Genomic DNA, 14,220 nt, shown 5'->3' with positions numbered 1-14,220 from the left:
CGTCAGGCGCGCGAGCCGGGACCCGCATCGCCGTCTTCGGCCACGAAGGTCTGATTGCGGCCGCGCCGCTTGGCCTCGTAGAGCGCGCGGTCCGCGGCCGCCACGAGACTGGCCGCGCCGCCCCCTTCACGCGGCTGCCGCGCAGCGACGCCCAGGCTCACCGTCACCATCCCGACATCGCTCGCGTGATGCGGTACCTGCAGCCCTTCAACAGCACGGCGAATGCGCTCCGCCACCACGCGCGCACCATGCAGATCGGTCTCCTTAAGGATCAACGCGAACTCCTCGCCACCGTAGCGGGCCACGATATCCGTCGGACGCCGCGCCGACAATGCGATGGTCTGGGCAATCGTGCGCAAACAGTCGTCTCCCCGCTGATGGCCGTAGTGGTCGTTATAGCTCTTGTACGCATCGATATCGATCATCACGACCGCCGTAAAACCGGCGCCGTCGCCCTCTGCAACTTGCCGCCATTGATTGGCCAGTTCGAGGTCGAAATGACGCCGGTTGAAGAGTCCCGTCAGTCCGTCGCGAAACGCCAGTCCCTGTAGTTCGATACGCTCGTCGGCAAGGCGCTGCTCGGCCGCTTTGCGTACCGTGATGTCGCGTGTCGTCGCCGTGAGCGCTTCAGGCTGTCCGGAAAACGGATCGATCACCGGACGAAGATAGGTTTCCAGCCAGAGGATCTGGCCGTCCGGTCGTCTGAAGCGGCTGACCTGCGAGATTTCGCTCGCGCCGATCGCCAGATTCTCGATGGCCGTGGCCAGCGCATCGCGATCGTCAGCAATCACCAGGTCCGGCAAGTACGCACCGATCAGTTCGTCAGGATTGCGACGCATCACGGTTTGAGCACGCGGCGAAACATAGGTAAGCCGGCCCTCGAGCGTGACACTCATGACGATGTCGGTCGCGTTCTCTGCGAGTATCCGGTAGCGCCGTTCGCCCTCGCGCAGGAGTCCCACAAGGCGGCCACGCGACACTTGCGTCGCGCTGATCGGCAGTGCAATGCACAACGCGGCAAACAGGAACAGTTGCAGCGAGAAGATGCGGGCTTCCATGTCCTCATACGGGAATATCCACAGCGGTCCAATGCCGCGCATGGTGAACGACACCGCAATCGCAAGACACAGCAATAAGCCCACCATGACCCCTGCAAGGTCCACTTGAAACGCCAGCAGCACGATGGGCAGCAGCGCCCAGTAGAGCAGCGGGAACCGGCTCTGGGAAAATACCCCGGCGGTGACGGCGCACACCAGTAGCAACAGGGCCAAGGTTTTCAGACGCCGGTCCGCACGCAGGAGATCGGCGGCCTCACCGTTCCAGAACACGACCGCCGCGGGCGTAAAGATCACGAGACTGAGCGCGTCGGAGACGAACCAGTTGGCAAGATTGGGTAGCAGATGGCCGCTCAACTGGCTGCGCAGCAGCGTCGTAGCAAGCAGCCCCGACAAAAGCGGCGCGAGGATCACGCCACCGGCCAGAAATCTCAGCAGCGCCTTGGGACGCAACAAATCGGCGACCGTGCTCAAGCGCGGCGCAAAGCTGAACGCAATCAGCACTTCGAGCGTATCGGCCAATGTATAAGAGAGCGATACCGCGAGGCTTTCGCTAATCAGATTGGCCGCCAGGTTCCCCGCTATGCCGCCGGCCAGCACCCAATAGCGCTGTCTGGGCGCAACTACCATCATCTGGCCCAGCAGCACCGCATTCGTCAGCCAGATAGCTGCGATTTCACCCGCCATGCTCTTGAGCGCGCCGCTCAATAAACAGGTGAGCGTCGTCACCACGAATGCCAGCAACACGCTCCAGCGTGTCGACACCACGCGCTGCGGACGTACCCCTTCCAGAAATACCCGCGGTTCTCCAGTTGGTCCTTCGGCTCGCTGCCCCATACGCTTGCTCTCAATTCTTCTTGTTAGCGTCGGCTCGCGCGGCACGTTAAAGCCATTCCCCGTTACGCGGCCCACACCTTGTTCTTCAGAACGACCTTGTGTTTCGTCATCGTCGAGCCAGTGTATAGATAATCAGACGAAACCGGAAAGCAGAGCTAGCCGCGAAACGTGCAGAACACCGCAGAAAACGAACTTTTTGGTGTGGGCCTCTAACTTACTTCGCCTTAACCGCTCCGTCGACGCCGTTCAAGCCGTTTGCAAGGCGCTACGGCGTCGTGCCGGCCGGCATGTAAAGGCGCTTCCTGGTCAGGCTTTCAGGCCCCCTTATGCGTTGTGAGTGGCCGCTTGCCGGCACGCTAACCCGCAAACGAGGCCGCCGCTTATCCGCCGCTTATCCGCCGCTTATCCGCCGCTTATCCGCCGCTTATCCGCCGCTTATCCGCCGCTTACCGCTTAACGTTCAGTGGCCGCCGATCAGCCGTTCCGGCGACGACGCCGACGGCTCCAGGTTGCGTTCGGTCGACCACACTTCGTGCTGCAGCCAGTCGCGAAACAAGGCCAGTTGCGGCAGATCGCCCTGCTCCGGGCGCGTCACCAGCCAGTAGGACTGGTGACCGTCGACATGCACGTTCAGCACCTGCACGAGTTCACCGGTTGCCAGTTCGCGGGCGATCATATGGCGGTCGGCGATGGTGATGCCGAGACCGTCGACGGCCGCGCGAATCGCCAGATCGAGCAGATCGAATTCGTAGCCGCCGCTGGTATCGACGCCGTCAATCCCGGCCGCTTTCAGCCAGTGCTGCCAGGTGAGGTAACGCTGGTCGTCGCTCGCCAGCACGTGCAGCAGCGTGAACTGATTCAGGTCGATGCCCTGCTGCCCCGAGTGCCGGGCGAGCAGCGCCGGCGAGCAGACGGCGACGTGCCGTTCGCTCATCAGCAGACGATTGTCGAAGCCTTCCCATTCGCCGTCGCCAAAACGGATCGCGCAATCGAGCACGCCCGATTCGGCGAGCTTGTCCTCGACGCGCGTCGACAGGCTCAGTTCGAGTTCCGGGTGCGCGTCGCGCAGACGCGCGAGACGCGGCATCAGCCAGCGGCTCGTAAACGTGGGCGGCGCGTTGATGCGCAAGCGGTTCAGATGGGTCTTTTCCTGAATGCTGCGCACGGTCAGTTCGATCTTGTCGAACGACTGCTGCAGCGCCTGCAGGAGCAAGCGGCCGGCGGCCGACAGTTCGAGGTGGTGATGGCGGCGTTGCAGCAAGGCCTCGCCGAGTTGCTCTTCCAACTGACGCACCTGCCGGCTGACCGCACTCTGGGTGACGTTGAGCAACTCGGCGGCACGGGTGAAGCTGCCGGTACGGCCGGCCACTTCAAAAGCTTTGAGCGCGTTGAGCGCGGGCATTTTTCGTTTCAAGGGCGTCTCTGATCGGATGCGGCAAACCGGAGTGACATTTTACGCGTTCGCTCCACGGGCCTTCCGGACGGCAAGCGTTGACTCAATCAGCGGGGGTTCATGATGTGAGGAAAGGGCCGATAAACGACGAATACCGAAATCGGCAATATGTTTCGTATTACGAATTAAATTAGCCGCCACAAAATAGAAATAGTAGTTGCAAGCCGTATGCGTTTCACATATGACACAGGTCCGCCAGGCAAGGCGCGAGGCCCCTCTGCGCGCCTAAAGGGCCGGAATGACACATATCTGTCACGAATGCGACATATTGATGAACCAACATAAAAAGTTGACGCGACTACCTTGGGGCTCACGCCATGCCGGAACTTTCGTACCCGCAGACGACCACCACCAACGCTCGAAGCCGCGGCATTGGTCTGATTATTTTCCTCCTTGTGATCGCATTCGGCGCGGTGTATTGCGCCGTGCATCTGGTAACCGATCTGCAGTCCGTACAGTCACTCAGTTTCTTGCCCTACCTGTTGCTCGGCGTCGCGTTGCTGATCGCGCTCGGCTTCGAGTTCGTCAACGGCTTTCACGACACCGCGAACGCCGTCGCCACAGTGATCTACACGCATTCGCTCACGCCGAATATCGCGGTGATGTGGTCCGGTACGTGGAACTTCCTCGGCGTGCTGACTTCGAGCGGCGCTGTCGCGTTTGGCGTGCTGCAGCTTCTGCCGGTCGAACTGATCCTGCAGGTCGGCAGCAGCGCCGGCTTCGCGATGGTGTTCGCCCTGCTGATCGCGGCCATCATCTGGAATCTCGGCACGTGGTACTTCGGCTTGCCGTCGTCGAGCTCGCATACGCTAGTGGGCTCCATCATCGGCGTGGGCCTGATGAATCAACTGATGCACGGCGCCAGCGGCACCAGCGGCGTGGACTGGAATCAGGCGCTGGGCGTCGGCAAGTCGCTCGTGTTTTCGCCGATCGTCGGGTTCCTGCTCTCAGGACTGCTTCTGATGGTACTGAAAGCCGTTGTCCGCGTGCCGGCGTTGTATGCCGAACCGAAGGGCTCGGAGCCGCCGCCGTTCTGGATCCGCGGCCTGCTGATCCTCACCTGTACGGGCGTTTCGTTCGCACACGGCTCGAATGACGGCCAAAAGGGCATGGGCCTGATCATGCTGATCCTGATCGGCACGGTGCCCACCGCGTACGCCTTGAACAAGGCCGTCACGCCTGGTGAAACGCAAACCTTCGTCGCGGTGTCGCAACAGGCCTCCGCTACGTTCGCCAAATATACGAACGGCGCTCCGCCGTCGGCGCACCCGCGCACCGCCGTCGAGGCCTATGTCCGCACCCGCCAGCTGACGCCCGAGACGCTGCCCGCGCTGCAGCAACTGACCGACCAGATCGGTCAGCAGGTCGGCGCATCGGGTTCGATGGCGAACGTGCCGCAAGATGTCGTCGATAACGTGCGTAACAACATGTACGTCACCTCCGAGGCGATTCGCCTGATGGAAAAGGCCAAACAGCCCGCCTTTACGCAGGACGACATGAAGCCGATCGACAACTTCAAGAAGCAGGTTGATCATGCAACCAAATTCATTCCGACCTGGGTCAAGGTCGCCGTGGCGATCGCACTCGGGCTCGGGACGATGGTGGGCTGGAAGCGGATTGTCGTGACGGTTGGCGAGAAAATCGGCAAACAGCATCTGACCTACGGGCAGGGCGCCTCGGCGGAACTGGTCGCCATGCTGACGATCGGCGCGGCCGATCTCTACGGTCTGCCGGTGTCGACGACGCACGTGCTGTCGTCAGGGGTAGCCGGCACGATGGCGGCCAACGGCTCGGGGCTGCAGTGGAGCACGGTGCGCAGTCTGCTGATGGCGTGGGTGCTGACGCTGCCCGCTTCCATTGCGCTGGCAGCCGGATTGTATTGGGTGTTCCTGCACGTGTTTTGAAGGGACGACGGGGCGCGAGCCGGTTGTTTTATGCTTTACGAGTTCACTAGTGTGATGCTTTACCATCACACTAGTAACCTGCCTCTCCCGCCACCCGCCTGCCGCAAACACCCGTCAGCCGCTCAATACACTTCCGGCACGATGATGTTAGCCGGCACCGGCTGCCGGATGTACTCCGTGTTGTACACGCGCTCCGGCAGCGTAATCAGCGGATGCTCGACCTCGTGATACGGCACCTGGCTCAGCAGATGGTGAATGCAGTTCAGACGCGCGCGCTTCTTGTCGACCGCCTGAACCACCCACCACGGCGCCTCGGGAATATGCGAGCGTTGCAGCATCACTTCCTTCGCATGCGTGTACGCCTCCCAACGGCGCCGGCTCTCCAGATCCATCGGGCTCAGCTTCCACTGCTTGAGCGGGTCGTGAATACGTGTCTGGAAGCGGATTTCCTGCTCTTCGTCGGTAATCGAGAACCAGTACTTGAGAATCTGCACGCCGCTGCGCGCCAGCATCTTCTCGAACTCCGGCACCGAGCGGAAAAACTCCTCGTACTCTTCGTCCGTGCAGAAGTTCATCACACGCTCGACACCCGCGCGGTTGTACCAGCTCCGGTCGAATAGCACCATCTCGCCGCCGGCCGGCAGATGCGACACATAGCGCTGAAAGTACCACTGCGTGCGTTCGCGATTGTTCGGCGCCGGCAGTGCCGCAACCCGGCACACACGCGGGTTGAGACGCTGCGTGATGCGCTTGATCGCGCCGCCCTTGCCCGCCGCGTCGCGTCCCTCGAAGATCACCACGAGCCGGTGTCCCGTGGCGACGATCCAGTCCTGCAGCTTGACCAGTTCGCCCTGCAGACGGAACAGCTCGCGGAAGTACTTCTTGCGCGCCTCGCGATGCTCGGCCGAAAAACCCGCTTCGCCGTCGTTGATGCGGTCGTCCACTTCCATTTCGAGCTCTTCGTCGTACGCGTCGATGAGATCCTCTTCAAAACGGCGCTGCCGCTCCGCCATCGACGCCATATCGGCTCTGGGATCCTGCTCTTTCATCGCGACTCTCCTGGAAACGGGAATAGGTAAGCCCACTGCGCCGGACGCAGCGGCGACCGGCCGATTATCGGCGATCGAGGTGTCACTGTTATTACTGGGGCGGCACGGCTTGCATCAACTCATGATAGCGAGTTTTCCACGCGATCCAATCCGGCTAGCGCAACGGCTTCGCGAAGCTCAACTCGTGGCCGTCCGGGTCGGTCAGGTGGAAATAGCGCTCGCCCCACGGCGCATCCGCGGGTGCGGACTCGGGCTGCAACCCGGCCGCCAGCGCCCTGCGATAAATCCCGTCCACGTCCGACACGTAAACGATCACCCGCCCCCACCAGTGAATCGGGCCGCGGCTATCGGCAATCAGGTTCAGAAACGACGAGCCGAACGCAAAAGATGTAAACGCTTCCTGCGGACCGCCGTACTTCAGCGGGAAACCTAGCGCTTCATAAAACGGCACGGCCCGCGCCATGTCATGGGTCGCCAGCGTGATCGCGCTCAGCGACTCGATGCGCGGCGCCTCGGAGGGGTCAGCTTCAGTCATTGCGGTACTCCTTGCATCTGGCGCACGGGGCGTCGGCACGGCCAGTTTCTCACACCCGTACCCGCATCTTGAAAACGGATGGACAGCCCTGCAGTTACGCTCCCGCCCTGTCCGGAGCTTCGCCATGGGAAGCCGTCCCCGTTTTATTGATGATCTGTCGCGCGCCTCGTCCGAGCCGGACGCGTCCGTCGGCGCCGCCGCGTCCGCCACACCGTCCGCCCTGAACGACGACGCCTTGCTCGACGCCTACTCGCGCACCGTGATCGGCGCGCTGGAGCGGGTCCAGCAGGCGGTGGTGTTCATTGCCGTCGAACACCGCACGCCCGCCAATCCGGGCGGCCGCGGCACGCGCGGCGGCACCGGTTCGGGCTTCCTGTTCACGCCGGACGGCTACCTGCTGACCAATAGCCACGTCGTACACGGCGCCGCCCAGATCCGCGTCACCCTTGCCGACGGCAGCCAGTTCGACGCCGATCTGGTTGGCGACGACCCCGGCAGCGACCTTGCCGTGCTGCGGATCGGTTCGGCCGAACCGTTGCCGCACGTCGAACTGGGCGAATCCGGACGGGTGCGGGTCGGTCAGATTGCGATTGCGGTCGGCAACCCGCTCGGCCTGCAGCAGACCGTCACCACCGGCGTGGTCTCCGCGCTCGGCCGCTCGCTGCGCTCGAACTCGGGGCGCATGATTTACGACGTGATCCAGACCGACGCGGCCTTGAATCCCGGCAACTCGGGTGGCCCGCTGATCAACTCCGCGGGCCAGGTGATCGGCGTGAACACGGCGATCATCCCCGGCGCCCAGGCCATCTGCTTTGCGACGGCCATCGATACCGCGAAGTGGGTCATCATGCAGATTTTCGCGCACGGCCGGGTGCGGCGCGCGTATATCGGCGTAGCGGGCACCACCACGCCGCTGTCGCGGCGCGTCCAACGCTACTTTGGCCTCGACTCGGAAACCGGCGTGCGGGTCATGGAAATCGTCAAGGCCAGCCCGGCGGCAATAGGCGGACTGCGCACGGACGATACGATCGTCGCGATCGATACGCTGCCCGTGGATGGTGTCGACAGCCTGCAACGCGTGCTGGATGCGTCGCGGATCGACCGCCCGGTCAACGTGACGGTGCTGCGCGGCGCGCAGCGGCTCGAGTTGACGCTCACACCGGTCGAACAGGCTAGCTAAGGCCGAACCGCACGGCAGAAAAGCCAGAGAAATCCAACAGTGTCACAGCGATTTTCTATACTGAGGGAACCGACCCTCGGACAGCAAACCGCCATCATCTGGCATGGGAGATCGATGTGACAGGCAACTATCAGGTGCGGGTCACGCGGGACACCGCCGGCCCGGATGACGCCGGCGTGCCGCGTGTGAGCAAAACGCCGGCGCGCGTGGAGATTGCCGCATCGCGACGCGAACTGGTGTTTGCCGATCGCGACACCTTGCAGCAGTTTATCGATGCCTGCATCCGCGCCCGCGAAGAGGCGTTCGGCGTGACGTCGAACCCCACCCTCTCCGCGACGGACAAGGAAGCATGGGAACGCTTCTTTGGGCGGTTTACAGAGCTGTAAGCGGTGCGGCGCGAAACGCGCTCACACCGCCGCTGCGTCAAACCCTCACTGGACCATCCGCGTCACACCGCGGCCACGCGGATCGGCAGCGGGCTCGGGCGTATCGCCATTGACCTTGATCACCTGAATGTCGCCGCTGAAGTCCTGGCCTTGCAGCTTGTAGCCCTTCGCTTCGATCTGCTGCGCGAGTTCGCCCTCGATCGGCTTGTACGGCTCCCAGAAGATCGTGTTCGGCGGCAGCAACTGGTGGTGGAAGCGCATCGCGGCCACCGCGTCCTGCAACGGCATATTGAAGTCGTAGACGTTGTTGATCACCTGGAAGATCGACGTGAAGATGCGCGAGCCGCCCGGCGTGCCGATCACCAGCGACACCTTGCCGTCCTTCGTCAGGATGGTGGGCGTCATCGACGACAGCGGCCGCTTCTTCGGTTCGATCGCATTCGCGTCGCTGCCCACCACGCCGAACTGGTTCGCCATGCCCGGCTTGGCCGAGAAGTCATCCATTTCGTCGTTGAGCACGATACCCGTGCCGTCCACCACGACGCCCGAGCCGAAGTAGCCGTTGATCGTGTACGTGTTCGAGACAGCGTTACCCCACTTGTCGATCACCGAGAAATGCGTGGTCTCGGCCTTCTCCGGCATCGAGGTGCCGAGTCCCGGCTGCACGCTCTTCGTATCCGAAGGCGTAGTCGGATTGACCTCGGCAGCGCGCTTGGCCAGATACGAATCGTCGATCAGCTGGGCGACCGGTACCTTGTAGAAGTCGGGGTCGCCCAGGTATTGCGCGCGATCGGCGAACACCCGCTTTTCGATTTCCGCGATCAGGTGCACGTACTGCGCCGAGTTGAGCGGCACGTCCTTGAAGTCAGGCGCAAGGTCCGCTTTCATCTTCAGTAACTGCACGAGGCCGATGCCGCCCGAACTCGGCGGCGGTGCGGTGATCACGTGATAGCCGTTCCAGTTCGCCTCGACCGGCTGACGCCACACGGCCTTGTATTCGTGCAGGTCCTGCTTGGTGATCAGCCCGTGACCGCGCATCGATGCGGCGATCAGGTCGGCCGTCTTGCCGTCGTAGAAGTCTTTGGCGCCCTGGTTGGCAATGCGCGTCAGCACCGCGGCGAGATCCGGCTGCTTGAAATTGACACCCTGCTTGAGGTTGCCGAAGTAAGTATCGAAGTTGGTCTTGCCCGCGAAGTCTTTGGCCGCGTCGTCGCGGCGCTGCTGCAACTGCTCGCTCACTTCGAAGCCATCCGTGGCGTACTTGATGGCCGGCGCCAGCACCTGCTTCCACTTCAGCTTGCCGAAACGGCGCTGCGCTTCCCACATGCCTTCGACGGTGCCCGGCACGCCCACCGCGCGATAGCCGAACAGGCTCATGCCCTTGATGACGTTGCCCTTGTCGTCGAGGTACATGTTGCGTGTCGCCGAGATCGGCGCCTTCTCGCGATAGTCGAGAAAGTAAGGCTTACCGTCTACGTAGAGCGTCATGAAGCCGCCACCGCCAATATTGCCGGCTTCCGGATAGGTCACGGCAAGCGTGAAGGCAATGGCTACAGCGGCATCGACGGCATTGCCGCCTTCCTTGAAGATCTGCTCGGCGGCGTCGGCGCTGAACTTGTCCGCAACGGCGATGGCCGAGGCGTTGAGAACAGCAGGTTGATCGGATGTTTTCGCGTACGCGGGGGCCGTTTCGAGCAAGCCGCTCGAGACCGTGACGAGTGCGGCAACGGCAAATGCGCTTGCGGACAGCTTGACTTTATCCAACGACATTGACTCTCCTCCATGACCATTCTTTCGCGGTGAAAAAAACGACTGCCTTCGCTTATAGCATGCGTGACGGTGTTTTGCGAAGCCACCGACTGCAGTCCTAACTTGCTGTGCTGCAACGAATTCATCCACTTCGTTTCTGCCTGGCGCTCGTGGCAGGGTCTTGCTGTTATGCGCGCCCTCTGCCGCCTCTGGCGATTTCGTCGCCGCTGCCTTGCGGCATGCGTGCGGTCACCGGAATCGAGCCCAATGAGAACAGCCCCACCACCAGAAACGCGGGCCAGAAGTCGGACCACACAATCGCCGGATGGCCTTGCAGATGATGCGAGATCTGCAGCACGAGCCCGCCTATCGTCACGCCGAGCCCAAGCGAAATCTGCTGGATCACGCTCGCCACGCTGGTGGCGCGGCCAATGTCGCGGCTAGGGATATCCGCATAAGCGAGCGTATTCAACGACGTGAACTGCAGCGACGGGAAGAAGCCGCCGAACAACACGACGCACCAGATCGCCCAATGGGGCATGCCGGGGAAAAACAATCCGTACACGGCGATCGCCAGTCCGGCGAAGCACGCATTGACCATCAGCACCTTGCGGAAGCCAAAGCGTCCGAGTACGCGCGAAGCGACCGTCTTCATGAAGATCGAGCCGAAGGCCGAGGCGCACGTAATCGAGCCTGACACGAAGGCTGTCATGCCGAGTCCTTCCTGCAACGCCAGCGGCAGCAGGAAGGGCACGGCGCCAAGACCGATGCGAAACAGCGAACCGCCCAGCACGCTCGCGTGAAAACTCGGGATGCGCAGCAGGCGCAGATCGAGCACCGGCAATTCGACCCGGCTCGCATACAGCCAGTAGACGAGCAGCAGCGCGGCGCCGGCCACGGTCATACCGAGCGACAGCGTATTCGACACCAGTTCTCCGCCGATCAGCGAGACGCCCAGCATGAACGACGAAGCCCCACCCGCCGACAACACGAAGCCGGCCCAGTCGAGACGCCCCGGATGCGCCTCGCGCACATTGGCGATGTGCTTGTTCGCGAGCCAGATGCCGAGCACACCGATCGGAATGTTGATAAAGAAGATCAGGCGCCAGTGCAGATACGTGGTGATGAATCCGCCGAGCGGCGGCCCGAGCACCGGCCCGAGCAATGCGGGCACCGTGAGGTAGTTGACCGCGCGAATGAATTGCGACTTCGGCATCGAGCGGAAAATGATGATGCGCCCGACCGGCACCATCAGCGCGCCGCCCAAGCCCTGCACGAAGCGCGCAAAGACAAACGTGCCGAGCGAAGTAGAGGCCGCGCACATCAGCGAGCCGGTCATGAAGATGCCAATGGCCGTGCGGAACACCGTGCGGGAGCCGAAGCGGTCGGCCACCCAGCCGCAGATAGGAATGAAGACGCCGAGGCCGATCACATAACTGGTGATGGCAAGCTTGAGGGTGATGGGACTCTGACCGAGGTCACGCGCCAGAACGGGAAGCGACGTCACGATGACCGTGCCGTCCACGTTTTCCATGAACATCGCACACGCGACGATCAGCGGAACGATGAATGCACCCAGGGCAAGAGGCATTGGCAGGACGACGGGTGGCAAAGCCGTCGGCATAAAGCCTCAATTATGGCATCGACCCGGCAACAGATGTTGTCAGATTGGGCTAAAGCAGCAGCATAAGATACGGCCTGCCCGCGTGTTCGTCTCTCCGCGGACAGACCTCGTGGCGCTCAACGCGCAACGCCCGAGGCCACCGGGCGTTGGCGCAGCACCCGCATCAGCGCATTCAGGAAGCCAGATCCGGCGGCAGCTTGCCGCCGTTCGCGGCCAACGCAAGCATGACCTGCTTGTGCAACCAGATGTTCATGCTGGCTGAATCGTTCATGTCCCCGCTGTACTTGAGCTCCGTGGCGAGCTGCTTGCGATGGTCGAGACTGCTGTCGACGCCGAGGGCCTTCATCGTATCGACAATCGACACGCGCCAGTTCAGCGTTTGTCCGCTCTCGCTCACAAGCTGGTCCAGCACGGCAGCGACGTCGACATCCGTCAGCGGCGCGGGCGCCGGCGCGGCGTCGGGGGCGGCGGCCTGCGCGGCAGCCTGCGCAACCGCAGGGTCCGGCGTGGGCTCCGCGGCGGGCGGCGGTTGATCCGGCTTCGCCTTGCCGAACAGCTTGTTCACAATCTCACCAAAAATACTCATGTTGAAACCTCCTATGGGGTGGATGGCGAGCGGCCACACCAGACCGCTCCGGAACGCATGCTTTCAGTATGCTAGGCGAAATTTACCTGGATCACGCCGCTAATTGGTCAAGAAAGGTCAAGGCTTCGATGAATGTCCGATAAAGACGGAGAATCGCACTCGCGGTTATATGTCACGCGTATTGCGCATGTGCATTTTCGGACATATAGGTCTGCGCACTTCAGCCGTTCATCGTTTCGTCCTCGCTTCGTTTGATCCACATCGTTTCGTTCACCTGGCGCGAAAATGCCCGCCGGCGATTTGCGACGCCGATCATGAACTAGACTCCCTTTACCCTCCCGTGATTCGTTGACGTGCGCACTGAAACCATCGCACATTCCATTTCATTATTTATTTAGTTTAACGAAACAACTTTCGTTGGACGCCGCTCTATTCAGCCTCGCCGGAGTCACTCATGAAAACCCATGCCATTGTTGGATTGACGTTGCTGCTTGCGGCAGGCGCTGCGCATGCCAACCAGTTCAATACGCAGTGCGCCTACTCGCATACGCTGCCTGACGACGCCATCGTCTACCCCGGAAAGCCAGGAGAAGCGATGGTGCACGACTTCTTTGGCAACACGCATACGAACGCCTTTAGCACGCCCGATTCATTGACCCAAGACATCGCTACCACCTGCGATTCGCCGGCAGATCCTTCGGCTTACTGGTCGCCGCAGTTAAAGCGTGGCGCCGAGATCATCCCGCCGATGTACGAGAAGACCTACTACAGGAACGACCAGCCCGTGGTGCCCGTCAACGTGATTCCGGCCGGTCTGGAAATGCTGGCGGGAGATCACATGGGCACCCAGCAGAACCCGCACATCGATTTCCTGTGCGCCGGTCAGGGCTACGTCAAGGAGCCGCCGAAAACCTGTCCGCCGAAAACGCCGGGCGAACATTCGCAATTCAATATCTCCGTGCACTTTCCGGATTGCTGGGACGGCAAGACGTTGGTACCGATCCTGGGGAACAGCAGGGCAGCCCGTATGCAGGCCGCGAGAAAAGCGGCAAGCGGCCAGCTCAACGTGGCCTACCGAAACAGCGACGGCACCTGTCCCAGCGCCTATCCGGTGAAGATCCCGGAGTTGCAGATGAACCTTGCCTACGATCTCGGGACCAATCCCGACATGTCGGATATGCAACTCTCGATGGACCCGGTGTTCCAGAACGGTCAATGGGTACCGCAATGGGGCAGCCTGTACACCGCGCACGGCGACTTCATGAACGCGTGGCGCCCGGAGACGATGCAATACCTGATCGATACCTGCATGAACAAGCCCGCCACGCCGGGAAGCACCTGCGACAAAAACATCCCCACCTACTATTCGGCGGCCGCCGCGAACGTTCAACTGGATAGCAATGGCGTTGCCCAGCCCGCAGGCACAACCTTGGTCGCGGCGCCGGGCAACCTGGTTTTCATCCGGTTTCCCATGCCGGCCAATCTCAACGACTATCCGTACGCCAAGTCGTACTTGCAGTCATTTGGCGGAAACGTTACGGATACCGCCGCCATCACGATCCAGCTATACGCGGCACATACGGACTGGGACGAGACGGGGCATGCCCCTACCGTTGCGTCTTGCGATCTGAGCCAGCGCATCGGTGGGATCTACCTGGATAACGTTCAGCAGGTCCGGCTCAACGACATCAGTGGGTATATCGCGTCGCAAAGGGCCGCGGGTGCGTCGCAGATAGGCATCTGCATCAAGAATCCAGTCAGCCAGACCGTGAGCTTTTCGTCCCGTTCGGGCGCCTGGACACCGGGGCTTTATTTGAAGTGATGACGCTGCGGCCCTGGCGTGTGCCATGCGCAGGTTTTGG

At 62.0% G+C, this 14,220-nt stretch carries 11 protein-coding genes; 4 read left to right on the top strand and 7 right to left on the bottom strand.

Going from position 1 to position 14,220, the window contains the following annotated elements; all coding sequences use genetic code 11:
* Positions 1–2: 2 nt before the first annotated feature.
* Both BUS12_RS04130 and BUS12_RS04125 read right to left on the bottom strand, forming a co-directional pair.
* On the bottom strand, positions 3–1,892 hold the full coding sequence (locus BUS12_RS04130) for a bifunctional diguanylate cyclase/phosphodiesterase (RefSeq protein WP_083640236.1): 1,890 nt from the start codon (positions 1,890–1,892) through the stop codon (positions 3–5).
* A gap of 460 nt (positions 1,893–2,352) precedes the next feature.
* Positions 2,353–3,294 carry a LysR substrate-binding domain-containing protein gene (locus BUS12_RS04125; protein WP_074294367.1) on the bottom strand — a complete coding sequence of 314 codons (942 nt, stop codon included), beginning with the start codon at positions 3,292–3,294 and terminating at the stop codon, positions 2,353–2,355.
* A 368-nt stretch (positions 3,295–3,662) separates the two neighbouring features.
* Between BUS12_RS04125 and BUS12_RS04120 the strand changes: the two genes are divergently transcribed.
* Positions 3,663–5,249 (top strand): inorganic phosphate transporter, encoded by a 1,587-nt coding sequence (locus tag BUS12_RS04120; protein ID WP_074294366.1) that lies wholly within the window; start codon positions 3,663–3,665, stop codon positions 5,247–5,249.
* Between the two features lie 122 nt (positions 5,250–5,371).
* On the opposite strand, the gene ppk2 is transcribed toward BUS12_RS04120, so the two are convergent.
* Together ppk2 and BUS12_RS04110 are read right to left on the bottom strand one after the other, a co-directional pair.
* Entirely contained in the window at positions 5,372–6,298 is a 927-nt protein-coding gene (ppk2, locus tag BUS12_RS04115; RefSeq protein WP_074294365.1) for a polyphosphate kinase 2, read from the bottom strand.
* Between the two features lie 154 nt (positions 6,299–6,452).
* A complete protein-coding gene (locus tag BUS12_RS04110) occupies positions 6,453–6,833 on the bottom strand; it encodes a VOC family protein (RefSeq protein WP_074294364.1) in 381 nt (126 codons plus the stop codon).
* A gap of 124 nt (positions 6,834–6,957) precedes the next feature.
* On the opposite strand from BUS12_RS04110, the gene BUS12_RS04105 reads away from it, so the two are divergent.
* Both BUS12_RS04105 and BUS12_RS04100 read left to right on the top strand, forming a co-directional pair.
* Positions 6,958–8,013 (top strand): S1C family serine protease, encoded by a 1,056-nt coding sequence (locus BUS12_RS04105; RefSeq protein ID WP_074294363.1) that lies wholly within the window; start codon positions 6,958–6,960, stop codon positions 8,011–8,013.
* A 116-nt stretch (positions 8,014–8,129) separates the two neighbouring features.
* Positions 8,130–8,399 carry a hypothetical protein gene (locus BUS12_RS04100; protein WP_074294362.1) on the top strand — a complete coding sequence of 90 codons (270 nt, stop codon included), beginning with the start codon at positions 8,130–8,132 and terminating at the stop codon, positions 8,397–8,399.
* Between the two features lie 45 nt (positions 8,400–8,444).
* On the opposite strand, the gene ggt is transcribed toward BUS12_RS04100, so the two are convergent.
* The 3 genes from ggt to BUS12_RS04085 all read right to left on the bottom strand — a co-directional run bounded on the left by ggt (position 8,445) and on the right by BUS12_RS04085 (position 12,358).
* Entirely contained in the window at positions 8,445–10,169 is a 1,725-nt protein-coding gene (gene ggt / locus BUS12_RS04095; RefSeq protein WP_074294361.1) for a gamma-glutamyltransferase, read from the bottom strand.
* 166 nt (positions 10,170–10,335) lie between these two features.
* Positions 10,336–11,739: an MFS transporter gene (locus BUS12_RS04090; protein WP_074297070.1), complete on the bottom strand. Its 1,404-nt coding sequence runs from the start codon at positions 11,737–11,739 to the stop codon at positions 10,336–10,338.
* Positions 11,740–11,944: 205 nt separating this feature from the next.
* The gene (locus BUS12_RS04085) at positions 11,945–12,358 is read right to left on the bottom strand and encodes a DUF3597 domain-containing protein (RefSeq protein ID WP_074294360.1); all 414 of its coding nucleotides are present in this window, start codon (positions 12,356–12,358) and stop codon (positions 11,945–11,947) included.
* A gap of 454 nt (positions 12,359–12,812) precedes the next feature.
* Between BUS12_RS04085 and BUS12_RS04080 the strand changes: the two genes are divergently transcribed.
* Positions 12,813–14,180: a DUF1996 domain-containing protein gene (locus tag BUS12_RS04080; protein WP_074294359.1), complete on the top strand. Its 1,368-nt coding sequence runs from the start codon at positions 12,813–12,815 to the stop codon at positions 14,178–14,180.
* Positions 14,181–14,220: the final 40 nt, after the last annotated feature.

Source organism: Paraburkholderia phenazinium, from assembly GCF_900142845.1.
Taxonomy (GTDB): Bacteria; Pseudomonadota; Gammaproteobacteria; order Burkholderiales; family Burkholderiaceae; genus Paraburkholderia; species Paraburkholderia phenazinium_A.
The sequence above is the reverse complement of the archived record's forward strand: the minus strand, read 5'-3'. Positions and strand labels throughout refer to the sequence as shown.

Coding starts and splice junctions, on each gene's coding strand:
- ggt (WP_074294361.1), bottom strand. CDS start 10,169: ATGTCGTTGGATAAAGTCAAGCTGTCCGCAAGCGCATTTGCCGTTGCC.
- BUS12_RS04105 (WP_074294363.1), top strand. CDS start 6,958: ATGGGAAGCCGTCCCCGTTTTATTGATGATCTGTCGCGCGCCTCGTCC.
- BUS12_RS04120 (WP_074294366.1), top strand. CDS start 3,663: ATGCCGGAACTTTCGTACCCGCAGACGACCACCACCAACGCTCGAAGC.
- BUS12_RS04130 (WP_083640236.1), bottom strand. CDS start 1,892: ATGGGGCAGCGAGCCGAAGGACCAACTGGAGAACCGCGGGTATTTCTG.
- BUS12_RS04110 (WP_074294364.1), bottom strand. CDS start 6,833: ATGACTGAAGCTGACCCCTCCGAGGCGCCGCGCATCGAGTCGCTGAGC.
- BUS12_RS04090 (WP_074297070.1), bottom strand. CDS start 11,739: ATGCCTCTTGCCCTGGGTGCATTCATCGTTCCGCTGATCGTCGCGTGT.
- BUS12_RS04080 (WP_074294359.1), top strand. CDS start 12,813: ATGAAAACCCATGCCATTGTTGGATTGACGTTGCTGCTTGCGGCAGGC.
- BUS12_RS04085 (WP_074294360.1), bottom strand. CDS start 12,358: ATGAGTATTTTTGGTGAGATTGTGAACAAGCTGTTCGGCAAGGCGAAG.
- ppk2 (WP_074294365.1), bottom strand. CDS start 6,298: ATGAAAGAGCAGGATCCCAGAGCCGATATGGCGTCGATGGCGGAGCGG.
- BUS12_RS04125 (WP_074294367.1), bottom strand. CDS start 3,294: ATGCCCGCGCTCAACGCGCTCAAAGCTTTTGAAGTGGCCGGCCGTACC.